This window comes from Pseudomonas kielensis (assembly GCF_014236655.1).
Classification (GTDB): Bacteria; Pseudomonadota; Gammaproteobacteria; order Pseudomonadales; family Pseudomonadaceae; genus Aquipseudomonas; species Aquipseudomonas kielensis.
Genome location: NZ_JACMYG010000092.1, coordinates 1 through 807, shown reverse-complemented (window position 1 = coordinate 807; position 807 = coordinate 1). Strand labels below are relative to the sequence as shown.

The window sequence follows — 807 nt, the reverse complement described above, 5'->3', positions numbered from 1 at the left end:
GCGATGCGCGGCCATTTCATGCTCCGTGGCGCGGACCATCTGCGTCTGAGTCAGCAACTGATCGACGCGAACGTGGCGACGGGGTACTACTTTATTGGCCTCTTCCTGAAGAGCGGTTCGGCGGGGTTGAAGCAGGATACGGCCATGTCGTTGCGTTACTTTCGTAAGGCGGCTGATCAGGGAAGTGCTCAAGCCCAGTACGCTGTGGGGGATATACTGGCGCCGATTGACATCGCGCCTGATGTTGCCCGGCAGATGCGCCGCTGTGCGGCTGAACAGGATCATGGCGATGCAGCTATTGCTTTGGGTGTCGATCTTAAAAACGAGGGCCGGTATCAGGAAGCGCTTGAGGTCTTCCAGATGGGTGTTGTAGCAGGTCACGAGAGCGCCGCTGGTAGGTTAGAAGAAGCCTTTCGCGGTCATCCCTCATCCGATAGGTTGTACTACCTTGGTCAACAGGAAGACATTGAACGTGCTGAACGTTATAAAACCATCTGGCGGATCCTCGCAAACTACTCCTACGCAGACCCCAAAGTCCCCGAAATAAACGAAATCCTCCCCTTACCCCCAGCCAAACTCCCCGCCTGGAACGGCAAGTTGCAATGGCTGGAAACCCGCCTGGCCAATGTCCCACCGAAAAAACCCAGCGAGGTGCTGATCCGGCAGTTGGCCAAGGCCAAGCTCCTTGAACCGGCGACCGGCAGGGCCATGCCCGGCTCCTCCGCGTTCATCAAGGTCGGTTTTCCCGCACCAACCTGCTCCAGCGGCCAGGCGTGTCCGCAGACCGGCTACTGGCAGGCGGTGCGT

General features: G+C 58.6%; 1 protein-coding gene. It reads left to right on the top strand.

All coding sequences use genetic code 11. From position 1 onward, the window contains the following. Positions 1 to 807: SEL1-like repeat protein (locus H7995_RS28140; protein ID WP_185819329.1), on the top strand; the 807-nt coding region annotated here is incomplete at both ends.